Here is a 24,855-nt window from a genome sequence, read left to right as displayed (position 1 = left end):
ATCAACATTTTACACAATTACAACTATCGGCACAGAATATTGTTTACATTAATATGCTGAATATAATTAATTTTCCGGACTAAGACATTTTTATGTATATGCTAAGTTTTTTACAGCATTATATTGCGATATTCTGGTTTTTATTTAGTTTTATGGCTATTCGGAATTAATTCTGTTGTGGTGAAAGTGCCGGTTGCAGAGCCGGCAGCGGCTGTCACTGTTGCCGTTGCCAAATCAACTAGCCGCACTAAGCAGCAAAAACTACCAGTCTATTTACCAGTAACTGGCAGCTTGCCCTGTTGCTCCAATTCTTTAATGTACTCCGGCAGAATTACCTGCTTAATATTTGCCCGCTCATGTTTGATTGCATCCAGTTTGGCTTTATTGCGCCGGTAATCTGCCATGGATTTGATTGACGGGCGTGGCGTACACAGTTTCTGACTTTTCGCAAATAATGCAAACTGCTTTTTGACTGCATCACGAGCATCATCATCTTTGGTGCCATAATCAATATATATTTGGTTACAAGCTAGGAAATGGACAGTAATATTACTTGCCTTACCAAAATCATCACCCATAGATGAAGGTGGAGGTGGAAGTGGAATTACCGCTGAATGGTTTTCATCATACTGAGCTATAATAGCTGCTTCATTTTTATCAAAATTAACACCTGGTAAATTTAAACCTCTGGGATTCCACCCAGGATAAGGTAAAACCCGCCAGTTGATACGAGCAGTCATACCCGGTTTCCATTTTGCCGGTAGATAGGCTGCTCCACAGGTAGAACCACCGCCAAAACGCTTTTTGCCAACTTCATAATCATCAACACCGTTAGTATTAGGAATACAGCCACCATTAATTGAACCACGAGACATATTTTCATAATTGTATTCCAGAGCCTCTACCGGTGCGGCATAGGATTTATTTTTACCGGAAGTAACACCGACAAAGGGCTCAAAACCTCTGCCGTAAGAGGTGATGGCAGTAGCCGACAGCAGCAATAAACTTAGCCGGATAAGACGGCTTACGCTGAATATTTTTTTACCAGACATGTGATTCTCACTCTTTTTGGGTTAAACACTGTGATTACTGCATTGTGTATTTAATAATTGATTTCGTAGCTGCATCTCTGATTTCTGCTTTATTCCGGTTTTGTTATCGTCCTGTTGCCGGTACTGCTTACATCTGTCAGTTTTTATGCAATGATATTACCAATATCTGGCGCAGAAACGGAAATTTTTTATTAGTCGAACCGGTATTTGCACTGCGGATAATAAAACGCCACTGTACCCGTATGGGAACAATGGCGTTATTTTCAGAAGATTCCGGCTATGGCTGAATCAGCCGGCTTTTTTGCAAAGACAACAGTTCAGAATTGCCGGCGCAAGCTTACTTGCACCGGTAAATTGTCAGCCGGCGACCATAGCAAGCCTGCAAAACTTACTTACTGCTAACCGGCAGCTTGCCCTGCTGTTCCAGTTCCTTAATATATTCCGGTAAAATTACCTGCTGGATATTGTCACGTTCTTTTTTGATTGCATCCATTTTGGCTTTATTGCGCCGGTAATCTGCCATGGTTTTCACTATAGGGCGCGGTGTGCATAGTTTCTCACTTTTAGCATACAGCGCAAACTGTTTCTTTACTGCTTCACGAGTATCGTCATCCTTGGTGCCATAATCAATATATAACTGATTACAGGCTAAAAAATGGACAGTAATATTACTTACCTTACCAAAATCATCACCCATAGATGGAGGTGGAAGTGGAATTACTGCTGAATGATTTTCATCATACTGATCGATAATAGCTGATTCTTTTTCATCAAAATTCACGCCAGGTAAATTTAACATTTTAGGATGCCAATCAGGATAGGGTAAAACTCGCCAGTAAATACGTGCAGTCATCCCCGGTTTCCATTTTGCCGGCAGATAAGCTGCTCCACAGGTTGAACCACCGCCAAAGCGTTTTTTGCCAACATCATAATCATTTACTCCTGATGTATTCGGTATACAGCCACCATTGATTGAACCTCTTGACATATCTTCATAATTGTATTCCAGCGCCTCCACCGGTGCGGCATAGGATTTATTTTTGCCGGAAGTAACGCCGACAAAAGGTTCGAAGCCTCCGCCACAGGAGGTAACAGCCGTTACCGACAGCAATAATAAGCTTAGCCGGATAAGGCAACTTGCAGTAAATATTTTTCTTCCAGACATTTAATACTCACTCTATTTTTATTTTAAAAGTTACTACAGATAATATTCAAAGCCCGTGATATGTCTATTTACCAGTAACCGGCAGTTTGCCCTGCTGCTCCAGTTCCTTTATATATTCGGGCAGAATTACCTGCTTAATATTAGCCCGTTCCTGCTTAATTGCATCCATCTTAGCTTTATTACGCCGGTAATCTGCCATGGTTTTTACTATAGGGCGCGGCGTACATAATTTTTCGCTTTTAGCAAAAAGTTTATAATGCATGGGCGTATTTCTGCCTTCTTCTACTGTACCGTAAGTAATATACAATTGATTACAGGCCAGAAAATGCACGGTGATATTCCTTACCTTGCCAAAATCGTCACCGGCAGATGGTGGGGGTGGTGGTAAAGGAATCACCGCTGAATAATTTTCAGCATACTGATCCATAATAGCTGATTCTTGACTATCAAAAACCAATCCGGGTTTATTTAATACTTTTGGTTGCCAATCAGGATAAGGCAAAACCCGCCAGTTAATACGTGCAGTCATTCCCGGTTTCCATTTCGCTGGCAGGTAGGCTGCTCCACAAGTAGATCCTCCACCAAAGCGTTTTTTACCAACTTCATAATCGTCAACACCATTAGTATTCGGAATACAGCCACCATTGATCGAACCTCCTGACAGATCTTCATAATTATATTCAAGAGCCTCTACCGGCGCGGCATAGGATTTGTTTTTACCGGAGGTAACACCGACAAATGGTTCAAAACCGCCGCCGCAGGAGGTGATAGCGGTAGCCGACAGCAGTAATAAACTTAGCCGGATAAGGCGGCTAGCGGTGAATATTTTTTTACCAGACATTTGATTCTCACTCTTTTTGGGTTAAACGCTGTGATTACTGCATTGTGTATTTAATAATTGATTTCATCGCTGCATCTCTGATTTCCGCTTTATTCCGGTTTTTGTTATCGTCCTGTTGCCGGTACTGCTTACATCTGTCAGTTTTTATGCAATGATATTACCAATATCTGGCGCAGAAACGAAAGTTTTTTATTAGTCGAACCGATATTTACACTGCGGATAATAAAACGCCACTGCACCCGTATGGGAACAATGGCGTTATTTTCAGAAGATTCCGGCTAAGGCTGAATCAGCCGGCTTTTTTGCAAAGACAACAGTTCAGGCTCGCCGGCGCAAGCTTACTTGCACCGGTAAATTGTCAGCCGGCGACCCCGGCAAGCCTGCAGAATTTATTTACTGCTAACCGGCAGTTTGCCCTGCTGCTCCAGCTCCTTTATATATTCCGGCAGGATTACCTGCTTAATATTTGCCCGCTCCTGCTTAATTGCATCCAGCTTAGCTTTATTGCGCCGGTAATCTGCCATGGATTTGATTGACGGGCGAGGGGTACACAGCTTCTGGCTTTTCTTAAATAGTTCAAACTGTTTGGTTACCACTTCCGGGGCATTTTCCTGTCGGGTACCATAATCAATGAAAATTTGATTACAAGCCAGAAAATGCACTGTGATATTTCTTACCTTGCCAAAATCATCACCAGCAAATGCTGGCGGTGGTGGTAATGGTATTACAGCTGAATAGTTTTCAGCATATTCGTCTATTATTCTACTTTCGTTCTCATCAAAGTTCATTCCAGGTAAATCTAACCCTCTTGCATGCCAAGCTGGATATGGCAAAACTCGCCAGTTAATACGTGCAGTCATACCCGGTTTCCATTTCGCCGGCAGATAGGCAGCGCCACAAGAACCACCACCACCATAACGCTTTTTACCTACTTCGTAATCATCTACTCCCGGTGTCTTAGGAATACAACCGCCATTGATTGAACCACCAGAAATATTTTCATAATTGTATACAAGCGCCTCGACCGGCGCGGCATAGGATTTGTTTTTGCCGGAAGTAACGCCGACAAAAGGCTCAAACCCGCCGCCACAGGAGGTAATGGCGGTAGCCGACAGCAGCAATAAACTTAGCCGGACAAGGCGGCTTACAGTAAATATTTTTTTAGCAGACATGTGATTCTCACTCTTCTTAGGTTAAAACGCTGTGATTACTGCATTGGGTATTTAATAATTGATTTCATCGCTGCATCTGCACTTTCCCCTTTATTCAATTGTCAGCCATTGTATTACTTCCGGCATTTATTCCATATATCAATATATTACACAATTATACGCAGTAGCGCAGTATATTTGTTAACAGCCTAAGCGATTAAGCGGCGATGATAAGAATTCTGGCTATGCGCTTTACTCACAGTACAGGCAAAGCAGCAGAATAAAACGCCACTGCTCCGGCATGGCAGCAATGGCGTTGCAACAAAAACAGCGTGAATACAACGCTGCGTGCCGCTTACGGCTACAGCAGCCAGCTTCGCAGTACTTTTTTAATCAATTCGATTTTTTGCGGCGAAATCGCCTGCATCTGCGGCGGAATATTACCGCTTTGCAGCTGCTGCAACAGGCTGGCGATTTCCGGCTGGCTGCGGCTGGCAATATTTTCCGGCAGATACTGGTTGATTTCCAGATCGCCGAGACCAAGGCGGCTGAGCGCGGATTTACTCATCTGCTCTACTGCCTGATCGTAAATATCCCCGCGGCTGTTGTTGTAAAAAGCCTGCGCAAGGGTTTGCGGATCCTGTGCACCGCTCTCCAGCAAGGCAGTACTGTTTTGCGCGCTGATGCGGCTGTTTTGCTGGTACTGGCTGATTTGCTGGCGTAAATGCTCGGCCAGACTGTCTTTGCTGATGTCTTCCAGACCGGGCGGCTGCATCAGGCTCGCCTGCGGCAGCGCCGCTACCGGATCGGAATAAACAGTCATCCCCTGCTTAAGGGCTTCCTGCAACTGCTGCTTATCCAGTGTGCCGGCTTTAGCCTGCTGCACCGCATTTTCCAGCTGTTTCTGATTCTCGGTAACCTTATCCAGCATTTGTTTTACCTGCTCAGCCTGCTGCTTCAGCTGCGCATTGGACTCTTTCATCTTATCCAGCGCTTTTTGCTGCTCGGTAAGCAGCTCGCGGATTTCATTCAGATTCTTGATGGTTTCATCACTGTTCTGAATAACCTGGCCGAGGGTTTTATCGAGAAATTCCTTATCGTTCCACGGCTTCTGCTTGTCATATTCGGCTTTAATCTGCTGGGTGGCGGTTTGCAAATCCTTGGTGAACTGACGCAGCTTTTTCAGGTTGTCGGCAGTTGGCAGAATTTTACCGGTATCCGGATCGATAGCCAGTGCCTGATAGTCCTGAGTAAGCAGATTCCATGCAGCTCTGTCTGCATCGGTAACAAACAGCTCGGGATTATTCAGACCAATCAGAATATAGGCCGGATTGCCGTATTTCACACTCATATAGGCGCTGCGGGCAATCCCGGCAATCCCGACCACACGATTCGCCAGCAGCACCGGCGACAGCGGTTTATTCGAAAAGCCGCCGCTGAACACCAGACGGTGGGCAAAATAGCTGGTAAACGGTTCACGGCTTTGCAGCAGCGAATCATGCATAAACCAGGCGCGCGAATCATGAATCTGGTCGTCGAAAATCTGCACCATCTGCGGATAATTGGCGGAATATTTTTCTGCATGATTTTTCAGCCGGTTGATAATCGCCGTTTTCTCGCTCAAATCTGCCTTTTGCAGCCGCTGCCAGATATCCATCACCGAACTTGTAGCCAGTTCGAGACCGTGGAGATTCTTCTGATAACGCTGGCGCAGGACATCTAGCAGAGTACCGGTAACCAGTGCGCCTTTATCGGCATTCTTGAACATCTCGCTGATTTCCTGCGTTGAATAGTCCCATGGCATTTTGGTTTTATTCTCGCCTTTCTGTCCTTTACCGTCTGCCGGCGCACTACCGCCTGCCGGTGCACTACCGCCTGCCGGCGGGCCTGAGGCAACAATATTTTTCGCCAGTGGCGGCAGCGGAAGGGTATTGGTGTTACCCGATGCCGGCGTTTTAAGATCAGCAACTTTCGCGCCGAAATACAGCTCATCGCCATTATCATGGATGTCTTTGTATTCGGCCGCCTCGTCGTCGTTATTCAGCATATACATGCTGCCGGCAAACAGGGTATCAAGCAGGAAACCGGCGGAAAGCATATTCTCCAGATGAAATTCATGCAGATAATCGGCTTTGAAATCCTTGGCGCCTTCAATTAAATCCCAGCCATCGTTGCCGGGTACGTAATTTTTATTGATAATGCCGTTGAGAAATTCCTGCCGTTTCTCTTTCGGAATATCTTCCAGACCGGCCTGTTTCCACATTTCATCATTATCGGCAACCGGCTTATCGGGGAAATTGCCTTTACCGGCTTCGTTGGCCTCTTTACGCCCCTTATTGATAATATCCGTACGGCCGTTTTTGGTTTCTTTGTCTTCCTTTTCTCCGACGCTGCCATCCTTCGAAAGCTGTAAACCAAGGAAACGCGCATAGCCGGCGATACCGGAGCGTACCCAGCGCAGAATCCGGTAAGCAGTAAAATGATGGACTTGCTTTTGCAGTGCGGTGCTGATATTCGAGGTTTCCAGCGTTTTCAACCACGCATTAAAGCGCTCTACCATTTCTGGTTTAGTTGCAAATTCTTTATCAGTATCAGAATCCATAAATTCATAGTTTTTCAGCTGAAAGCGCGGATGCTTCTGCATATCTTTCTTTAAATCTGGATGCTCTTGCCATACTTGCAGCGGCATCCCATGTTCCCAGCAGCGCGCATACATATCATGCAGGGTAATCTGCGACAACACATGTCCCATACCATAATTACTTTTAAACTGCTCGCCGGGCGGATAACCGCCGCCAATATCGGAATGCACACCAGGATAGATATATTCCTTAAAATTACCTTTCGGATAGCCGCCATCAACACAGATACTGTCAACCGAGAAGCTTTTGCGCTGCTCATGCGCAGAAACAAAGTGGTAGCAGTTTTTAATAAAGCCGGCGCTGCCGGCGCGCTGCAGCGACATGGTGTTATGTGCCCATGAGCAGTGACCGGTTACCATAGCCACCAGCGGCGACATACCAACTGTGGCAACGGTATCAAACAAGCCGCACATCTCCACATAAATCGGGATACCGAGCAGTTTCAGCTCTATGCCTTCATAGGGTTTTTCTGCTTTCTTATCATCGGCCTTAGCCGGTTTGTTGCCTTTCGGAGCACTGGTGCTCATGCTGGCAGCCTGCGCCTGCACCCGCTGCATAGCGGCTTTGGTAGCGCTGCTGTTTACCGGCGCGGCAGCGGTAGGAGCCGGCTGCTTGGCTTTATTATCTTTGTCCTGCTCGTCTGATTTGTCTTTGTTTTTCGCCTCGGCTTCCTGTTTGGCTTTAGCCTCTGCCGCAGCGCGGTCGTCCTTACGCTGTTTGATGCGCTCTTTCTCCTGCTCCGCCATCAGCTTTTCCAGCTGCTCGCGTGCATCAGCATTTTCATCACGGTCGAGCAGGTAGTCGAGCAGCCAGTTCATAAAGGTGCGCGCCTCGGCAGCACCGCGGGAAAAGCCGACTACATACAGCTTAATTGCATCGGGTAATGGTTTGGAATCCGGGCGCTGCAAGGTATCCAGAAAGCTGTCAAGCTGGCTTTTGCGCCCGGCACGCGAATCCATACCCTTTACCATTTTCTGCGCCATTTCCAGCGGTAAATCCTTTTCGTTAAATATTTTACTGATACCTAAGCTTTCACAGATACGGGTTAAACCCCAGTTTATCCGCGCCTGACCGAATTTAGCCAGTGCCTCGCCGAGCATTCCCGGATCATCATCGCCAATTTCCTCAAAACGGGTACCAACACCCTGAATATAATACTTAAACCAGCCGTATTTAATCATTTCTTCATCGCGGTTATTATCGCCGGGGCGCCCACCGGCTCCCATACAGGCATGATATAAGCGCGCCGCATTGGATGTACGCGGATAAGTATACGGCTTAATCAGCTTTGCCTGCTGAGCCGCAGCATCTTTAAGCGGATCAAGCTGCTCTGCAGTCGGTGGCGTGGCACCGGAAACTACTTTATCGGCTTTTTCATGATTATTGGTGCCATCAAAAAAGAAGCTGATTTTAAGCACTTTCTGGCATGGCTTGGCTTTAGTGCGGTCGACAAAATTATTGTCTTTGCGGTTTTCCTGAATGCTGCTGATGGAAGCCGGCAGGCGGCCACCGGCGGCAGTGGGAAACTCATCCGGTTTAAGCACGCCCGGCCACTGAAATTCAATCGGCTTAATCGTCGGCAAATACGGCTTAAGCTTATCGCCGATCTTTTTTCCGATACTCGGCGGTTTGTCCAGAGCGGGTACTCCCGGCCCGGTTTGCGGCAGAAATTTGTCGTCGGGCTTGTTACCATTCGCTGTTGTATTCGCCGGTGTTTTAGCGCCCGGTTTTTGACCTTGCTGCGAAGCTGCCGGCTTATTCGGCTGGTTTTGCCCGGACTGTGGTTTTTTCGGGTTGGCAGGAGGCGGATGATTGGCAGCATCGGCAGCGTCACCATCCTTATAAATTCCGAAATCATTCTGCTCTGGCGAGTGGCCGGCAGTGATGCTGTCTATACTGATTCCTTTATTGTGCGGATTATTCGGCGTTGGCAGCGGCGCTTTGCCGCCACCCGGCTTGCCCGCTCCTGCGGCACCGGCAGGTTTATCGCCTGCACCCGGCTTACCGCCTGCAGCACCGCCACCGGCAGGTTTTCCGCCTGCACCCGGTTTACCGCCGCCGGCACCTCCCGGCTGCGGAGCACCGGCAGGTGCATTCGGCTGTTTTTTATTATCGTCGTTACTCGCCATAACTGGTTTCCCTCTTTAACTAAGAAATACAAATAAGCTGAGTGCCGGTGGCCGGTAGTACTTCGTATTGTGAGGCAGGCTGATTCTGTTTGCCCGGATGCCAACGCTACTCCCTGGTTGTGCATTTATGCCGATATAAGCGCTATCTGAATGCACCGTTTTCATAACCGCTTATTTTAACATATTTAATACATTTTATGTATTTTTGTTTACATAATTATAAACAAAAATACAATTTAAAAAACGCAGCCATACCGGCAAGCTGCGGTATGGCTGCGAAAAATTAAATAATTTTTTATTTACTCGGCGTAGGAATTTTGCCCTGCTGCTCCAGTTCCTTTATATATTCCGGGAGGATTACCTGCTTAATATTTGCCCGCTCCTGCTTGATTGCATCCATTTTGGCTTTATTACGCCGGTAATCTGCCATGGATTTGATTGATGGACGCGGAGTGCATAGTTTCTGGCTTTTCGCAAACAGTTCAAACTGTTTTTTTACTACTTCCGGTGCATTTTCCTGTCTAGTACCGTAATCAATAAAAATTTGGTTACAAGCAAGAAAATGAACAGTAATATTTCTCACTTTACCAAAATCATCACCGGCAAATGCTGGAGGTGGTGGCAATGGTATTACTGCTGAATAGTTTTCATAATATTGCCTCATTATACTTTTTTGACTTTCATCAAAATTAACTCCCGGCATATCTAACATACGTGCTTTCCAACCGGGATAGGGTAACACCCGCCAGTTGATACGTGCCGTCATACCCGGCTTCCATTTTGCCGGCAGATAGGCTGCTCCACAAGTAGAACCTCCACCAAAGCGTTTTTTACCAACTTCATAATCGTCGACACCATTAGTATTCGGAATGCAGCCACCATTAATTGAGCCACCGGAAATATTTTCGTAGACGTATACAAGTGCCTCGACTGGTGCAGCATAGGCTTTGTTTTTACCGGAAGTAACGCCGACAAAAGGTTCGAAGCCTCCGCCGCAGGAGGTAACAGCAGTTACCGACAATAGCAATAAGCTCAACCGGATAAGGCGGCTTGCCGTAAATATTTTTCTTCCAGACATTTGATTCTCACTATTCTTGGATTGATACAGTATTTTTATTCAAAACTCGGTGTTAACTTTATATTAGCAGCCGTGTCTGTTTTTTTTCTGCTTTATGCCGATTTAGTTAATGGTATCGCTTCCGGCTTTTACTACCTATATCAATATTTTACACAATTACAGCTACCGGCGCAGAATATTATTTACATTAATATGCTGAATATAATTAATTTTCCGGACCAAGACATTTTTATGTAGATGTTAAGTTTTTTACAGCATAATATTGCGCCAGTCTGGTTTTTATTTATTTTTATGGCTATGCGGGATTCATTCCGTTGTGGTGAAATTGCCGGTTGCAGCGCCGGCGATGGCTGTCACTGTTGCCAAATCAACCGGCGCACTAAGCAGCAAAAACCGCCAGTCTATTTACCAGTAACCGGCAGCTTGCCCTGCTGCTCCAGTTCCTTTATATATTCCGGCAGAATTACCTGCTTAATATTTGCCCGCTCCTGTTTGATTGCATCCATTTTGGCTTTATTACGCCGGTAATCCGCCATGGATTTGATGGATGGGCGCGGGGTACACAGTTTCTGGCTTTTCTTAAATAGTTCAAACTGTTTCTTTACTGCTTCACGGGTATCATCATCTGTAGTACCGTAATCAATATATAACTGATTACAGGCGAGAAAATGGACAGTGATATTACTTACTTTGCCAAAATCATCACCGGCAGATGGTGGCGGAGGTGGTAATGGTATTACGGCTGAATAGTTTTCACTATATTGTTGAATAGTCGCACGTTCCTGCTCATCTACATTCACACCTGGTAAATTTAATCCTCTCGCATGCCAGCCCGGATATGGCAATACCCGCCAGTTGATACGTGCTGTCATACCCGGCTTCCATTTCGCCGGCAAATAAGCAGCGCCACAGGTTGCTCCACCACCAAAGCGTTTTTTACCCACCTCATAATCATCTACACCATTGGTACCGGGAATACAACCACCATTGATTGAACCCCTTGACATATTTTCATAGTTGTATTCCAGTGCCTCCACCGGTGCGGCATAAGATTTATTTTTGCCGGAAGTAACGCCAACAAAAGGTTCGAAGCCTCCGCCACAGGAGCTAACAGCGGTTACCGACAATAGCAATAAGCTCAGCCGGATAAGACGACGGCTAGCGGTGAATATTTTTCTTCCTGACATTTAATGTCTCACTCTATTTTTGTTTTAAAAAACACTACAGATAAAATTCAAAGCCTTTAATGTATCTATTTACCAGTAGTAACCGGCAGCTTGCCCTGCTGCTCGAGTTCCTTTATATATTCCGGCAGAATTACCTGCTTAATATTAGCCCGTTCCTGTTTGATTGCATCCAGCTTGGCTTTATTGCGCCGGTAATCTGCCATGGATTTGATTGACGGGCGCGGCGTACACAGCTTCTGGCTTTTGGCAAAAAGCTTATAATGCATTGGCGTATTTCTGCCTTCCTCGATTGTACCGTAAGTAATATACAATTGATTACAAGCCAGAAAATGCACTGTAATATTTGCCACCTTGCCAAAATCATCACCGGCAGACGGTGGCGGGGGTGGTAAAGGTATTACTGCTGAATAGTTTTCATCATATTGGTCAAGAATAGCTAATTCTTTAGGATCCCTAACCATACCAGGAACATTTAATCCTTTGGCATGCCAGCCCGGATATGGCAAAACTCGCCAGTAAATACGTGCGGTCATACCTGGTTTCCATTTCGCCGGCAGATATGCGGCTCCACAAGTTGCACCACCGCCATAGCGTTTTTTGCCAACTTCATAATCATCTACACCATTGGTACCGGGAATACAACCACCATTGATTGAACCACGAGACATATTTTCATAGTTATACTCAAGTGCCTCTACCGGTGCGGCATAGGATTTATTTTTACCGGAAGTAACGCCGACAAAAGGTTCGAAGCCTCCGCCGCAGGAGGTAACCGCGGTAGCCGACAGCAGCAATAAACTCAGCCGGATAAGGCGGCTTGCCGTAAATATTTTTCTTCCGGACATTTGATTCTCACTATTCTTGGATTGATACAGTATGTTTATGCAAAATTCGGGGTTAACTTTGTATTAGCAGCCGTGTCTGTTTTGCCGGCTTTATGCCGGTTTTGGTTGATGGTATCGCTTCCGGCTTTTATTACATATCAGTATTTTATACAATTACAGCTATTAGCGCAGAATATTGTTTACATTAATATGCTGAATATAATTAATTTTCCGGACTAAGACATTTTTATGTAGATGTTAAGTTTTTTTACAGCATAATATTGCGCCAGTCTGGTTTTTATTTATTTTTATGGCTATGCGGGATTCATTCCGTTGTGGTGAAATTGCCGGTTGCAGCGCCGGCGATGGCTGTCACTGTTGCCAAATCATCCGGCGCACCAAGCAGCAAAAACTGCTCGTCTATTTAGCAGTAACCGGCAGCTTACCCTGCTGCTCCAGTTCTTTAATATATTCCGGCAGGATTACCTGCTTAATATTTGCCCGTTCCTGCTTGATTGCATCCAGCTTGGCTTTATTGCGCCGGTAATCCGCCATGGATTTGATTGACGGGCGGGGGGTGCATAGTTTCTGGCTTTTCTTAAACAGTTCAAACTGTTTTGTTACCACTTCCGGCGCATTTTCCTGTCGGGTACCGTAATCAATAAATACCTGATTACATGACAGAAAATGCACTGTGATATTTCTTACCTTGCCAAAATCATCACCTGCAAATGCTGGCGGTGGTGGCAATGGTATTACTGCCGAATAGTTTTCATCATATTGATCAAGAATGGCTAATTCTTTAGGATCTCTAACTAAACCGGGAACATTTAATACTCTGGCATGCCAGCCCGGGTATGGCAATACACGCCAGTAAATACGTGCGGTCATACCCGGTTTCCATTTTGCCGGCAGATAGGCAGCGCCACAAGAACCACCACCACCATAACGTTTTTTGCCTACCTCATAATCGTCAACACCATTGGTATTGGGAATACAGCCACCATTGATTGAACCACCGGAAATATTTTCATAGACGTATACAAGTGCCTCCACTGGTGCAGCGTAGGCTTTATTTTTGCCGGAAGTAACACCGACAAAGGGTTCGAAGCCTCCGCCGCAGGAGGTAATGGCGGTAGCCGACAGCAGTAATAAGCTCAGCCGGATAAGGCGGCTTGCGGTGAATATTTTTCTTCCTGACATTTAATGCTCACTTTATAGATATAAAAGACAATATTAGTTTCTGTGGCTTACAGATTTAATCAATAATAGATAGCGGACTATCATCCGATAAATGCGCTTACTGTATTTTATCTGCACTAAATCTGTTTGTTATTGAATTAAACAAACAGTATAGCAATGGATTAATTATATTGAGCAATGCTAATTCACTCTCAACAGATTGAATATTATATTTAATTTTTGCTGATGAAGGTTTGATTTATATCGAAAATTTGTATATGAATCAATTTATTAAGATTGATGGAATTGATATTTCTTCTTTAGGATTGGTTGTTGAAATAATTTCGATAAAGTTGATTATAAATAATTAATGAGGATCGTTGAAAGACGCGCCGGCTCTCTGTAATCATTAATATATAATTAAAATGTATCTGTTAATCATTTGAAATATAAATGAAAATATTCAGGACTATAATAGTGACCTGATTGTTAAAATTTTTTCGATATGTAACAAAATGTATAACTCAGAATATTAAGCTGAATTAATGATGAATTTTATAAAAAATTTATTTTGTTCTTATCTTACCCGGATTTACTGGGTTTATTTCAGCCGCAGATAATTGGGTGGCTTCACTTTTTTTACCCGATATTTCAGTGGATTTTGGCAGCCCTATTTCTCAGGCAAGTATTATTTTAACTGCATATCTCTTTCCGTATGGTGTGCTGCAACCGTTTTATGGTTTTTATAGTGATTGGTATGGCTGTAAGAAAATAGTATTACTCCTCTTCAGAAGCAGAATTAATTAAATGTTTAGAAAAAATTTTTTATATCAGTCAGGCTGAGTTAAATAGATCGCCGCAGAAATTTTTTAATGTATTTTCAAATTTTTATGAAGAAAAAGTGTACACCGGTAATTGCAAAAAATAAACTTAAAAAATCTGATAAAGAATTGATTAAATATCGTGATTTACAGTGTGACTTTGCTTATTCGTTAGGGGGTGGAGCAATTGGTAATGCTCTAAATATGTTAAAATACACATGTTTAGCTGAACTAAATTTTCAACGAGCAAAACAACTTGATCTTTATCGGTCTGATTGTTTGTAACTGCTATAAATTTTTTTCTACTTATTGTTATTGCATCAAAATAAAGTTATGTATTGTTATTCTCAGTATGTAATAAGACATTCAATAAAAGATTGATATAGTTATGAAACTCACTTTTTTAGGAACAAGCTCAGGCTCACCAACCGCTGAGCGCAATGTCAGTAGTATTATGCTCGATCTCCGACAAGAAAGAGGGCGATTATGGCTTTTTGATTGTGGTGAGGCAACTCAAATGCAAATGCAGAAAGCAAAATTCAGCTTAGCCAAATTAGAGATGATATTTATAACACATTTGCATGGTGATCATCTGTTTGGTTTACCGGGTGTTTTAACTACACGTTCATTAACTCAAAATCAATCGGAACTAACTTTGATTGGCCCTAAAGGTATCAAACAATTTATTCAAACTGTGATTGATATTAGTTATTCCTGGATAACTTATCCTTTAAACATTATTGAACTTGATCAAGATGGTTTGGTATTTGAAGATACTAAATTGCGGGTTGAAGCCAAATTATTAGCGCATCGGGTACCTTGTTTTGGTTATCGTGTTATTGAAAAGGATTCATCACCTGTCTTAGATATCGACAAATTACAGCAAGATAATATTAATCCTGGTCCACATTATGCCTATTTAAAAGAAGGTAAAACAGTAACACTAGCTGATGGTCGTGTCATTGATGGTCGTAATTATCTTGGTGATTTTAAACAAGGGAAAAAACTGGCTATTTTAGGTGATACAGTACCTTGTGATGCTTCAATTGAATTAGCTAAAGATGTTGACGTACTTGTGCATGAAGCAACGCATGAAAGTGCATTAGGACAAAAAGCAATTGAGCATGGTCATTCTACCACTGTTCATGCAGCCACGATTGCTAAACAAGCCAATGTTAAAAGATTGATTATAACGCATATAAGCCCTCGATATTCTCTCAATGACAATGCTAAATTAGTTAATGAGGCTAAGAGCATTTTTATCCATACTGAAATCGCAACTGATTTTGCTACGTTCCAAGTATAGAAGAATATGCCGACATTATCGGCTAGTTTGCTGATGTTTCAATTAGTATTAAAGTTTCGCAAGAAAAGCTAATTGAGCCTGAAATTTACAGATTCTGTAAAAAATATTCAGGAGTCTGTACCGTTTCATTTTTTATTCAGAATAAAATCATTAAATACCCATTACTTTAGGAAAATAAGAAATATGCTGTATATTTCTTATTTTTTGTCCACAGCAGATTTTATTTAGTAATAAGCTTGGATGAACTTTAATGATCTGTTTTAAATTAGCATTCCTAATTTTTTCATCCAATTCACATAATCATCTGCACTTTTATCTATATCTTTTTGTGTAATTTTATCGGGATAGTCTGGCTCATTATTTGCGCCATAAATTGCAAAAATGGGCTGATAATCAGCCTGAACGTAATTTATTGTTAATTCAAAGGGGCTGAGAATTTGCTCAAGTGTATATTTATAATGTCCTGTTTGAGAATAGTCCGCTTTCTTTATACCTGCTGAAACAGCTAAACCAATTTTTTTACTTTTTAATTTATCGCCTAAGGCACCAAATGCCCATCCGTAAGTGAAAACGTCGTCTAACCATTGTTTTAATAATGGTGGACAATTAAACCAATAGATTGGAAATTGAATTACCAAATTTTGATGATTTTCAATTAAGTTTTGTTCGAAACCAGAGTCTATTTTATAAGAGGGATAGTAAGAATATAAATCATGTATGGTTACTTGTTCATGATACTGATTTAATCTATTAACCCAGCATCGGTTAACACTTGAAGAGGCTAAGTGAGGATGAGCAACAATCACTAAAGTGCGTTTCATTGTTAAATATTCCTTCTATATTATTATCAATAATTAAGTCATACTAATATTAATACGATTAATTTTGAAGTACGGTAATTACCGTTATGTACTATCTTTATGGAAAGTATCTACATGGAAAATCATCATTGTGCCGAAGATCATTTTGAGGATAGTGGATTTAATTACACTCTCTCAATGATTCGAGGTAAGTATAAAATTGTGATTCTTTATTGGTTAAACGAAAATCAACCCTCAATGCGATTCAATGAACTTAAACGAAGCATTAATCATATTTCTTTTAAGACACTGAGTAATACGCTAAAAGAGATGGAAAAAGATAAATTAATTTTTAGAAAAGAATATCCGCAAATTCCACCTAAAGTGGAATATGGGTTATTAGAACGAGGTAAATCTTTAGTTCCTATTTTAGATATGCTTTGCCAATGGGGAAATAATCATAAAAATGACTCATTATCATAATCTGAAAAAACTTTATCCGCCGACATTGTCGGCGTATTTATATGACTAAAGGCAGAATTTGGTGGCGGAGGGATTGGTAATCCTGGAAGCTTTAAATTATCAAATTCTATTTATGGTATTTCTTTGCCTGATCTTTATTCCTCTGCTGATTACAATACGCAGTAAAGATATATAAATCAATATATCAGACTATATTTAAGCTTTAGTATCAATGTGATAGCTGATGTCGATGCAGTTATACGGAATTCTTGCATAATCAGTTTGTTAGTTTATCTTGAGTTTATTGTGTTATCGATATAGCGGTATTTTTATGTGTATGGATTTTCTATATAAGTTTTAGCGATAAGCACGGATATGCGGCTATTGTTCAGAAAATAAGATTTCTGCTGTGTCTGATAGTGATACACGGAAAAAAACAGTGTCCTATATCCGCTGGATTAAGCGGTATTATTATAAATGGAATATTGCTTGAAGATGCCGGATTGACGGTGAATGCAGGCTCTGCCCTGCTATCAGGAAAAATTTTTATCCGGCGGTATAAATCATACTTGTTGCGACCGGGCTGATACAAAAACAACGCCACCGCATTTTTGAAAAATGAAGTGGCGCTTATTACTGCACTATATAGTTATAAGTGTTAGTTATAATTATATATTTTTGTATGTCTATGTTATTTACTTTTAACTTATACTAAATAAATTTAATCCGTACAGCAAGTGTTTTTTTCAGTTTTATGCTTTAGTTGCGATTTTGAAATTATAGTGTTGGAAAGTAACTACAGTATAACCAGTACAGTAATAATTACAGACGAAACTATCACTGTATACCGGTACGTGTATGCTCTAAATTGCGGCAATAACACAAAAAAAACCAAATTCAGCAAGAATTTGGTAAGGAAGTTTATGGCAATAATGGTTTTTAGTATGTGTGTGTTCAGTTGTTTATGGTTTGTTGTTGCGGAGTATGTAAGTTAAGCGATTTAATTGTCCAGTCGCGAATACGCTGTACCAGCTCGGGGTTTTGTTCCAGTTTCTGACCATAGCTCGGTATCCATTCATGCAGTTTTTGCTTCCATTCGCCGCTGACTTTATCGGCAAAGCAGTGTTCGAGTAATTCAAGCATAATGGATACGGAAGTAGAAGCACCCGGAGATGCGCCTAACAGGGCAGCCAGTGTACCATCGGTAGATTTTACCAGCTCAGTACCAAACTGTAGCACGCCACCTTTTTGCGGATCTTTTTTGATTACCTGTACGCGATTGCCGGCAACGGCCAGATGCCAGTCTTCATCGCGGGCTTCGGGATAAAAGGTACGTAATTCCTGCATGCGGTCGGTAAAGCTTAATCGTACCTGCTGTATCAGGTAATGCTCAAGGGCGAAGTTATGTACGCCGACGGTGAGCATGGGGCAAATATTGGCAAAATTCAGAGTCTGGAACAGATCTTTAAATGAGCCGCATTTGAGAAATTTGGTGGTAAAGCCGGCAAAAGGACCAAAAAGCAATGCATCTTCGCCATCGATAACCCGTTTATCAAGATGCGGCACACTCATCGGCGGGGCGCCGACTGATGCTTTGCCATATACTTTGGCATTATGCTGTCTGACAATTTCGGGATTTTTACATACCAGCCACTGACCGGATACGGGAAAGCCGCCGTAGCCTTTGCTGGCTTCAATCTGGCTTTTCTGCAGCAGTCTGAGGGAGCCGCCACCTGCGCCAATAAATACAAAGCGGGCAGATACTTGTTGGCAGGTTTGATTAATTAAATCTTTGATTTTCAGATGCCAGCGGCCATCTTGCTGTTTCAAGTCGATAATTTCGTGTTGCAGATGCAGTTGACAGCCGTGACTGGTGAGGTTGTTAATCAGGATGCGGCTTAAGGCGCCGTAATTGACATCGGTACCCAGATCCGACCAGGTAACGGCTATTGGCTCACTGTTATCCCGCCCCTGCATCATGAGCGGCACCCACTGGCTAATCTGCTCTTTATCTTCGGTATAAACCATATCCTGAAACAGGCGGTATTGCTGCAAGGCGGCAAAACGTTTACGCAGAAAAGCAACATCAGTTTCACCGCGTACAAGGCTCATATGCGGCACACTGCGGATAAATTCACCGGGATTGGCAATCATGCCGGCATCGACAAGTGATGCCCAGAATTGTTTGGACAATTCAAACTGTTCGATAATTTTAATTGCTTTGGATACTTCGATTGTGCCGTCTTTCAGCTCAGGGGTGTAGTTGAGTTCGCACAGGGCTGAATGACCGGTACCGGCATTATTCCATGCATCTGAGCTTTCTGTAGCCACTCCAGCGAGACGTTCGTAGATATTAATCTGCCAGTCTGGCTGTAACCCCTTAAGAAAGGTTCCCAGTGTCGCGCTCATTATACCGGCGCCGATTAATACTACGTCTGCTGAGCTATCGCTATTGGTGTTTTTCATAACGCAAACTCTTTTCTCTTCTCTTCAGGCTACTCTGATTAAATGTTTATCTGGAAGTTCGCACACGAAGTAATCAGTATTGGTGTGATTTACTTGTTTTTGACTTAAATCATTGACAATAACAAGTGGTTAATTTAAGCACTTTTACTAACAGGCAGCAATAGCAAAATACAGTATGTACCAGACTCTATGGCTTTTTATTAACTATTTTATTGTTTATTAAGAAAATTGTTTTTTATTAGCATGACAATGATATTTTATAGTAACAGCAAATGATTATATCTTTATTGTTTTAAATTAATTTTTATATATTTTTATACAAATTTTTACAAATCAATAACAAGGGTATTATAACTATGCCGACCATAACCGCTGCAATTATGGCTGATTTTTCTGTGCCTACTGTTGCAAACGGTTAACACACAGAGCACTGATGGCGGCAGCCAGTGCATTAAACAGTATCGGTATCCAGTCCAGAGGCCAGCTGAATAGCCAGTTTTGCAGAATTGCGACTGAAAAAGCAATAATGGCGGCGGCAGCGCCGAGCAAAAAGCGCGGCAGACGCCAGACAAAACAAGAGCAGAATACGGCCGCCAATAGTGAAGGGACTAACGCAAAAAGCATGCAGCCACAGATAAGTACAAGAATAAGCTTGATATCGTTGGAATTAAGTAAGCTGGTCTGCATCAAGGGCAGTTCACTATTGGCGCGCCAGTAAAATAATATAGTACAGAATAAAGCGGTGACGATTACACTGCTTAGTGTTTGCAGCATAAGTGCGGGCAGTCTGGCCAAAGCTGATGGATGGTGGGTATGGATCTGCTTGTGCTGCATGATACTGTCCCGTTCTGACCGGCCGGCTAACAGGAGCCGGCTGTGTTATTCAGTGTACCTGACAATGCCGCATACAGGTATGCTGTCTGGTTGTTAAGTATCTCTGACTACTCCGGCATGATACTAGATACTTTACCGCAGCCGGCGCAGAAAAAACCAGTGATTAAGCTTCGCTGGCACCAAATAACAGATTTTCTTTAATCGCACGGATTTTGTCACGAATCTGTGCTGCCTCTTCAAACTGTAAATCACGTGCAGCAGCCTGCATGGCTTTTTCCAGCTTGGCGATTTCTTTAACAGCATCATCTTCGTTACGGATTTCTCCGACTTTGAGTTTGCTGCGCCCACGCCCTTTGCTGCCGTTTTCATCGTGGTAAACGCCATCTATCAGGTCGCGTACCTGTTTTTTAATTTGCTGCGGCACGATACCGTGTTCTGCATTAAAAGATATCTGGCGGGCACGGCGGCGCTCAGTTTCATCTATGGCGGCTTTCATGGAATCGGTAATCTTATCGGCATACAGTATAGCTTTACCGTTAACATTACGTGCAGCGCGGCCTATGGTCTGAATCAGGCTGCGGTGACTGCGCAGAAAACCTTCTTTATCCGCATCCAGAATTGCCACCAGTGAAACTTCGGGAATATCCAGCCCTTCACGCAGCAGGTTAATACCTACCAGTACATCAAACAATCCCAGACGCAGGTCACGAATGATTTCTACCCGTTCGACGGTATCAATGTCACTGTGCAGATAGCGTACTTTTACACCCAGCTCAGCGTAGTAATCGGTGAGCTGTTCGGCCATGCGTTTGGTCAGCGTGGTGACCAGCACGCGCTCCCCCTGCTCACGGCGGATATTGATTTCCGAGAGTAAGTCGTCTACCTGTGTGGCCACAGGACGGATAATGATTTCCGGATCCACCAGACCAGTGGGTCGCACCACCTGCTCGACTACCTGACCGGCATGTTCTTCTTCATATTTCGCCGGTGTAGCCGAAACAAATATGGTTTGCGGCATCACCCGCTCAAATTCATGGAATTTTAACGGCCGGTTATCCCGTGCAGACGGCAGGCGAAAGCCATAATCCACCAGATTCTGCTTACGTGAAGCATCGCCCTTGTACATACCGCCAATCTGGCTGACGGTCACATGGCTCTCATCGATAAACATCAGTGCATTTTTGGGCAGATAATCCATTAAAGTAGGCGGCGGCTCTCCTTCCGGTTTGCCGGAAAAGTGGCGCGAGTAGTTTTCAATACCTTTGCAAAAGCCCATTTCATAGAGCATTTCCAGATCAAAGCGGGTGCGCTGTTCAATGCGCTGCGCTTCGACCAGACGTCCTTCATGGGTAAACCATTTAATCCGGTCGCCCAGCTCCTGTTTGATGTTTTCGCATGCCCGCAATACAGTTTCGCGCGGGGTGACATAGTGGCTGGACGGGAATACAGTATAGCGCCCGACCCGCTGTTGCAGGCTGCCGGATATCGGGTCGAACAGCTGCATACGGTCTACTTCGTCGTCAAACAGACTGACACGCAAAGCCAGCTCAGAGCTTTCCGCGGGGAAAATATCAATCACATCTCCGCGCACGCGGAAAGAACCGCGGGCAAAGTCGATATCGCCACGCTCATACTGCATGGCTACCAGACGCGCGATGATATCGCGCTGGTCGATTTTCTGCCCTTCTTTCAGGTGCAGAATCATCTGATGATACTCATTAGGGTCGCCAATACCATAAATGGCCGATACAGTTGCCACAATCACCACATCCTGACGCTGCATCAGGCTTTTGGTGGCACTCAGACGCATCTGCTCAATATGCTCGTTAATGGCCGAATCTTTTTCAATAAACAGGTCACGGCTGGGCACATAGGCTTCCGGCTGATAGTAATCATAATAGGAAACAAAATACTCGACTGCGTTTTCCGGAAAAAACTCACGCATTTCCGCATATAACTGGGCAGCAAGCGTTTTGTTGTGTGCCATGATAATCGCCGGCCGGCCGCTTTGCGCAATCACATTGGCCATAGTGAATGTTTTACCGGAACCGGTAACGCCCAGCAGAGTCTGGCCGGACAAACCGTCTTCCAGCCCCTCCAGCAATCCTTTGATTGCAGCCGGCTGATCACCAGCAGGGGGAAATGGCTGGTGCAGTTTAAACACACTACCCGGATACTGAATAACATCCATAAATTTGTAACCTAAATAAAATTCAACTCAGCAAAAAATCACGGCTGAAACAGCCAAAACCGCCGGCAGCGGTTTTGGCTTACAAATAAGGCCATTACAGGTAAAAAGCAAGTTTGTACATAATGCTTTATATCACTTCTGCTTGCTGAAATACTGGCTGCTGCCAGACTTTACTTTTTATAGTAGTTTTCTAACAAATCAGTGATTTAATCAGAAAGTTAATATTCATAGCAGCCAATCAGGCATATTATGCAGAGCCTGTCCTGCCGGCCGGTGGTTTTGCGTTAGCCGACAGCAGGCAAGAGATAGTTGGTGTAATCATACTGTGCCATGTCTGGCTATGTTGTAAAACCCGCAAAGGGTATATTTTTATGCGCTTTTCCAGATTGATTTCTGTATTACAGCCATTCAGAAACATTATAATCAAATCATTGATTACACCAACCAGAATAACCGGTGAGTACCGGCAGAATATTGCTATACAGGGGGAAAAGTATTATGGGTAAACTTAGTCTGAGCAAATGCCAGCCAATCGAAATTGATGCCGACAATCCGTTTAAAAACGATGCACTGGGCAGAGAGGAAAATATCACCGTTCTGACTCAATTTATTACCAGCTTTAAACAGTCTATTGTACTGTGTATTGATGGTGGCTGGGGACAGGGTAAAACCACCTTTATCAAAATGTGGCAACAGTATCTGAAGAATCAGCATATTCCTACAATTTATTTCAATGCATGGGAAAGTGATTATACTGACGATGCTTTGATTGCGCTGATTGGGGAAATTAGTTTATCTATAGAAAAATTAAAAGTTCAGGATAAAACTGAGGCCGAAAAAATAATTACCCGTATCTATGAATATACAGCCAATCTTACTAAAGTTGTTTTACCTTCTATTACTAATCTAAGTATTAAAGCTATTACAGGTGGTTTAACCAGTGCTGATGAATTATCTAAAACCTTAGGTGCATTGGGGGAATCCCTGGTGAAAGAACAGATTAAAAAATACGAAGAATCCCGGAGAACTTTAAGCAAATTTAAAGAAGAATTAAGTAAACTGGCAAAATGCTATGCCGATGGCGATAAACAAAAGCCGTTGGTAATTTTTATAGATGAACTGGATCGCTGCCGTCCTGATTTTGCAATTGAGGTACTGGAAAAAGCCAAGCATTTGTTTAATGTCGATAATATTATTTTTGTACTGGCGACGGATAAAACTCAGCTTGGTCATTCTATCAGGGCTGTGTACGGTCAAGGGCTGGATGTTAACGGCTATTTGCGCCGGTTTATTGATTTTGATTATTTTCTACCACAATCAAATCAACCATATATACTTTATTTAATGAATAAATTTTCACTTGGAAAGTATTTTCAAACAAAAGACACAAACGTACCGGCTAGTGAATTTTTAGTAGACATTGTTCACAAATACACATTAAGCTTAAGAGAACAAGAATCTCTTTGTAATATTTTCAATGTTGTTATTAGAACGAAAATTAATATTCGTTTAAAAAATTGGACACTTATTACATTTATCTTTTTAATTATATTAAAATTAAAATTTCCGGATATTTATAAAAATTTGGATAATACAAATATTAGTGATTTTCTTGATGAAACAATAAAAAATATTGATTCACATTGTACTTCAGATGATAATAATTCTAATTATTACTTAGAATTATTAGAAATTTTATTTTTAGAACTTTTAAGATCATTACCATATATTTATAATTCAAATTTATTAGAAGATGTAATTGAGCAAAATGCAAAAAAATTTAATTTTGATGAAAATAAAATAGAAAGACTAATTGACATTGCATTTGAATATGAATACGGAAAACTTAAAATAAATTTACAAATGCTGTTAAACATAAAAAAAGCCATTGAAATTTCTAATTCATTTAAAATTAATTAATTTTCCGGATAGGTACTTATCTACATTTTTTATCTTTTTTACGAATAAAGAATTAATATCTGAAATATTGAAACCTGCTGGCAAAAATAAAATTTGAATAAAAAAACCGCCATACAGGCGGTTAAATATTTATTTTTTCGGTGTACGTTTAGAATAATCAATGGCTTTGTAATAATCTGCGCCACTACCTGCCGGCGGTTTGGCTGCCTTTTTAAGACAGGCATTAATCACTGTTTCATCATTCAGTCTGAACTGTTTACTGTCCAGTTTACCGCTTAAGGCCTGATTTTTGATTTTTTTAGCGATATTGATTAAATCCTCACGTGACATAAAACCGGTCAGATTATAAATCCGGTTCTCTGCAATTTCCTTTTCAAGGCCGTTTCTTTTTATCAGATTATAATATTGCAGCATGCCATTATTCAGATATTCTTCTGGCGTCCCTTTCAGAAACGCCGCTCTGATTTCGGTGGAAACAACATTATCGGCAGCAGATAAAGATTTCTGCCCTTTATAGGCCATGTCATACTGATTGTTGGCTGTGGATACAAAAGCTTTTAACGTAATGCACTGCGGTGGCAGATCATTCACATCGCTGGTTTCATAATTGTATTCTTTGGCAGCGGCACCGGCGGATATACAAAAAAATAAAACTGAGGTAAGCAGCAGTTTGTTCATACAGTTTTCCTGGTTAATCAGATATTGCTTTAACTTTATTTATCAAATCAGATAAAGCCAGAGCTTTTATTCAGACAGCAGACAATAAAGCTTAAATTCTGTTTCTCTTAATTTATGATAACTTCA

The 24,855-nt window shown here is 42.3% G+C and carries 20 protein-coding genes; 6 read left to right on the top strand and 14 right to left on the bottom strand.

The features are described 5' to 3' along the window. Positions 1-269 precede the first annotated feature (269 nt). A complete protein-coding gene (locus H3V01_RS00300) occupies positions 270-1,052 on the bottom strand; it encodes a DUF3304 domain-containing protein (RefSeq protein WP_198185600.1) in 783 nt (260 codons plus the stop codon). A 44-nt stretch (positions 1,053-1,096) separates the two neighbouring features. On the opposite strand from H3V01_RS00300, the gene H3V01_RS00295 reads away from it, so the two are divergent. Next, a complete protein-coding gene (locus H3V01_RS00295; RefSeq protein ID WP_198185599.1) occupies positions 1,097-1,339 on the top strand; it encodes a hypothetical protein in 243 nt (80 codons plus the stop codon). Positions 1,340-1,440: 101 nt separating this feature from the next. Here H3V01_RS00295 and H3V01_RS00290 read toward each other — a convergent pair whose 3' ends face one another. From H3V01_RS00290 to H3V01_RS00255, 8 genes are all read right to left on the bottom strand, one after another. Continuing rightward, the gene (locus H3V01_RS00290; protein ID WP_198185598.1) at positions 1,441-2,217 is read right to left on the bottom strand and encodes a DUF3304 domain-containing protein; all 777 of its coding nucleotides are present in this window, start codon (positions 2,215-2,217) and stop codon (positions 1,441-1,443) included. A 64-nt stretch (positions 2,218-2,281) separates the two neighbouring features. Beyond that, complete coding sequence (locus H3V01_RS00285; RefSeq protein ID WP_198185597.1) at positions 2,282-3,058, bottom strand: DUF3304 domain-containing protein; 777 nt, start codon at positions 3,056-3,058, stop codon at positions 2,282-2,284. 389 nt (positions 3,059-3,447) lie between these two features. Continuing rightward, complete coding sequence (locus tag H3V01_RS00280) at positions 3,448-4,230, bottom strand: DUF3304 domain-containing protein (protein WP_198185596.1); 783 nt, start codon at positions 4,228-4,230, stop codon at positions 3,448-3,450. Positions 4,231-4,570: 340 nt separating this feature from the next. Continuing rightward, on the bottom strand, positions 4,571-8,980 hold the full coding sequence (locus H3V01_RS00275; RefSeq protein WP_198185595.1) for a T6SS phospholipase effector Tle1-like catalytic domain-containing protein: 4,410 nt from the start codon (positions 8,978-8,980) through the stop codon (positions 4,571-4,573). 295 nt (positions 8,981-9,275) lie between these two features. Next, positions 9,276-10,058, bottom strand: coding sequence for a DUF3304 domain-containing protein (locus H3V01_RS00270; RefSeq protein WP_198185594.1), 783 nt, complete (start codon positions 10,056-10,058; stop codon positions 9,276-9,278). Positions 10,059-10,459: 401 nt separating this feature from the next. After that, positions 10,460-11,245, bottom strand: a complete 786-nt coding sequence (locus H3V01_RS00265) for a DUF3304 domain-containing protein (RefSeq protein ID WP_198185592.1) — start codon at positions 11,243-11,245, stop codon at positions 10,460-10,462. 65 nt (positions 11,246-11,310) lie between these two features. Continuing rightward, positions 11,311-12,090: a DUF3304 domain-containing protein gene (locus tag H3V01_RS00260; RefSeq protein ID WP_198185590.1), complete on the bottom strand. Its 780-nt coding sequence runs from the start codon at positions 12,088-12,090 to the stop codon at positions 11,311-11,313. Positions 12,091-12,489: 399 nt separating this feature from the next. Beyond that, complete coding sequence (locus tag H3V01_RS00255; protein ID WP_198185587.1) at positions 12,490-13,272, bottom strand: DUF3304 domain-containing protein; 783 nt, start codon at positions 13,270-13,272, stop codon at positions 12,490-12,492. 543 nt (positions 13,273-13,815) lie between these two features. Between H3V01_RS00255 and H3V01_RS11210 the strand changes: the two genes are divergently transcribed. The 3 genes from H3V01_RS11210 to rnz all read left to right on the top strand — a co-directional run bounded on the left by H3V01_RS11210 (position 13,816) and on the right by rnz (position 15,378). Then, positions 13,816-14,058 (top strand): MFS transporter, encoded by a 243-nt coding sequence (locus H3V01_RS11210; protein ID WP_370570118.1) that lies wholly within the window; start codon positions 13,816-13,818, stop codon positions 14,056-14,058. Between the two features lie 65 nt (positions 14,059-14,123). Beyond that, on the top strand, positions 14,124-14,357 hold the full coding sequence (locus H3V01_RS00245; protein WP_198185582.1) for a lysozyme inhibitor LprI family protein: 234 nt from the start codon (positions 14,124-14,126) through the stop codon (positions 14,355-14,357). A gap of 103 nt (positions 14,358-14,460) precedes the next feature. Beyond that, positions 14,461-15,378, top strand: a complete 918-nt coding sequence (rnz, locus tag H3V01_RS00240; RefSeq protein ID WP_025330012.1) for a ribonuclease Z — start codon at positions 14,461-14,463, stop codon at positions 15,376-15,378. Positions 15,379-15,638: 260 nt separating this feature from the next. Here the strand turns inward: rnz and H3V01_RS00235 are convergent, their stop codons facing one another. After that, positions 15,639-16,199, bottom strand: coding sequence for an NAD(P)H-dependent oxidoreductase (locus H3V01_RS00235; RefSeq protein ID WP_198185580.1), 561 nt, complete (start codon positions 16,197-16,199; stop codon positions 15,639-15,641). Positions 16,200-16,313: 114 nt separating this feature from the next. Between H3V01_RS00235 and H3V01_RS00230 the strand changes: the two genes are divergently transcribed. Beyond that, entirely contained in the window at positions 16,314-16,661 is a 348-nt protein-coding gene (locus H3V01_RS00230; RefSeq protein WP_025330010.1) for a winged helix-turn-helix transcriptional regulator, read from the top strand. Positions 16,662-17,594: 933 nt separating this feature from the next. On the opposite strand, the gene mqo is transcribed toward H3V01_RS00230, so the two are convergent. From mqo to uvrB, 3 genes are all read right to left on the bottom strand, one after another. Then, the gene (mqo, locus tag H3V01_RS00225; protein WP_198185578.1) at positions 17,595-19,106 is read right to left on the bottom strand and encodes a malate dehydrogenase (quinone); all 1,512 of its coding nucleotides are present in this window, start codon (positions 19,104-19,106) and stop codon (positions 17,595-17,597) included. A gap of 399 nt (positions 19,107-19,505) precedes the next feature. Next, complete coding sequence (locus H3V01_RS00220) at positions 19,506-19,940, bottom strand: hypothetical protein (RefSeq protein WP_198185576.1); 435 nt, start codon at positions 19,938-19,940, stop codon at positions 19,506-19,508. Between the two features lie 163 nt (positions 19,941-20,103). Continuing rightward, positions 20,104-22,131: an excinuclease ABC subunit UvrB gene (gene uvrB / locus H3V01_RS00215; RefSeq protein ID WP_198185574.1), complete on the bottom strand. Its 2,028-nt coding sequence runs from the start codon at positions 22,129-22,131 to the stop codon at positions 20,104-20,106. A 498-nt stretch (positions 22,132-22,629) separates the two neighbouring features. On the opposite strand from uvrB, the gene H3V01_RS00210 reads away from it, so the two are divergent. Next, positions 22,630-24,051 carry a KAP family P-loop NTPase fold protein gene (locus tag H3V01_RS00210; RefSeq protein WP_025330005.1) on the top strand — a complete coding sequence of 474 codons (1,422 nt, stop codon included), beginning with the start codon at positions 22,630-22,632 and terminating at the stop codon, positions 24,049-24,051. A gap of 129 nt (positions 24,052-24,180) precedes the next feature. Here H3V01_RS00210 and H3V01_RS00205 read toward each other — a convergent pair whose 3' ends face one another. Continuing rightward, positions 24,181-24,729, bottom strand: coding sequence for a hypothetical protein (locus tag H3V01_RS00205; RefSeq protein ID WP_025330004.1), 549 nt, complete (start codon positions 24,727-24,729; stop codon positions 24,181-24,183). Between the last annotated feature and the right edge of the window lie 126 nt (positions 24,730-24,855).

The organism is Snodgrassella sp. M0351 (genome assembly GCF_016100575.1).
GTDB classification, from domain to species: Bacteria; Pseudomonadota; Gammaproteobacteria; order Burkholderiales; family Neisseriaceae; genus Snodgrassella; species Snodgrassella alvi.
This window is presented reverse-complemented; position numbering and strand designations above follow the sequence as displayed.

What these genes read in the sequence shown, in the direction of transcription:
- H3V01_RS00300 (WP_198185600.1), bottom strand. Translation starts at nt 1,052, where the DNA reads ATGTCTGGTAAAAAAATATTCAGCGTAAGCCGTCTTATCCGGCTAAGT.
- H3V01_RS00290 (WP_198185598.1), bottom strand. Translation starts at nt 2,217, where the DNA reads ATGTCTGGAAGAAAAATATTTACTGCAAGTTGCCTTATCCGGCTAAGC.
- H3V01_RS00285 (WP_198185597.1), bottom strand. Translation starts at nt 3,058, where the DNA reads ATGTCTGGTAAAAAAATATTCACCGCTAGCCGCCTTATCCGGCTAAGT.
- H3V01_RS00280 (WP_198185596.1), bottom strand. Translation starts at nt 4,230, where the DNA reads ATGTCTGCTAAAAAAATATTTACTGTAAGCCGCCTTGTCCGGCTAAGT.
- H3V01_RS00275 (WP_198185595.1), bottom strand. Translation starts at nt 8,980, where the DNA reads ATGGCGAGTAACGACGATAATAAAAAACAGCCGAATGCACCTGCCGGT.
- H3V01_RS00270 (WP_198185594.1), bottom strand. Translation starts at nt 10,058, where the DNA reads ATGTCTGGAAGAAAAATATTTACGGCAAGCCGCCTTATCCGGTTGAGC.
- H3V01_RS00265 (WP_198185592.1), bottom strand. Translation starts at nt 11,245, where the DNA reads ATGTCAGGAAGAAAAATATTCACCGCTAGCCGTCGTCTTATCCGGCTG.
- H3V01_RS00260 (WP_198185590.1), bottom strand. Translation starts at nt 12,090, where the DNA reads ATGTCCGGAAGAAAAATATTTACGGCAAGCCGCCTTATCCGGCTGAGT.
- H3V01_RS00255 (WP_198185587.1), bottom strand. Translation starts at nt 13,272, where the DNA reads ATGTCAGGAAGAAAAATATTCACCGCAAGCCGCCTTATCCGGCTGAGC.
- H3V01_RS00245 (WP_198185582.1), top strand. Translation starts at nt 14,124, where the DNA reads ATGTATTTTCAAATTTTTATGAAGAAAAAGTGTACACCGGTAATTGCA.
- rnz (WP_025330012.1), top strand. Translation starts at nt 14,461, where the DNA reads ATGAAACTCACTTTTTTAGGAACAAGCTCAGGCTCACCAACCGCTGAG.
- H3V01_RS00235 (WP_198185580.1), bottom strand. Translation starts at nt 16,199, where the DNA reads ATGAAACGCACTTTAGTGATTGTTGCTCATCCTCACTTAGCCTCTTCA.
- H3V01_RS00230 (WP_025330010.1), top strand. Translation starts at nt 16,314, where the DNA reads ATGGAAAATCATCATTGTGCCGAAGATCATTTTGAGGATAGTGGATTT.
- mqo (WP_198185578.1), bottom strand. Translation starts at nt 19,106, where the DNA reads ATGAAAAACACCAATAGCGATAGCTCAGCAGACGTAGTATTAATCGGC.
- H3V01_RS00220 (WP_198185576.1), bottom strand. Translation starts at nt 19,940, where the DNA reads ATGCAGCACAAGCAGATCCATACCCACCATCCATCAGCTTTGGCCAGA.
- uvrB (WP_198185574.1), bottom strand. Translation starts at nt 22,131, where the DNA reads ATGGATGTTATTCAGTATCCGGGTAGTGTGTTTAAACTGCACCAGCCA.
- H3V01_RS00210 (WP_025330005.1), top strand. Translation starts at nt 22,630, where the DNA reads ATGGGTAAACTTAGTCTGAGCAAATGCCAGCCAATCGAAATTGATGCC.
- H3V01_RS00205 (WP_025330004.1), bottom strand. Translation starts at nt 24,729, where the DNA reads ATGAACAAACTGCTGCTTACCTCAGTTTTATTTTTTTGTATATCCGCC.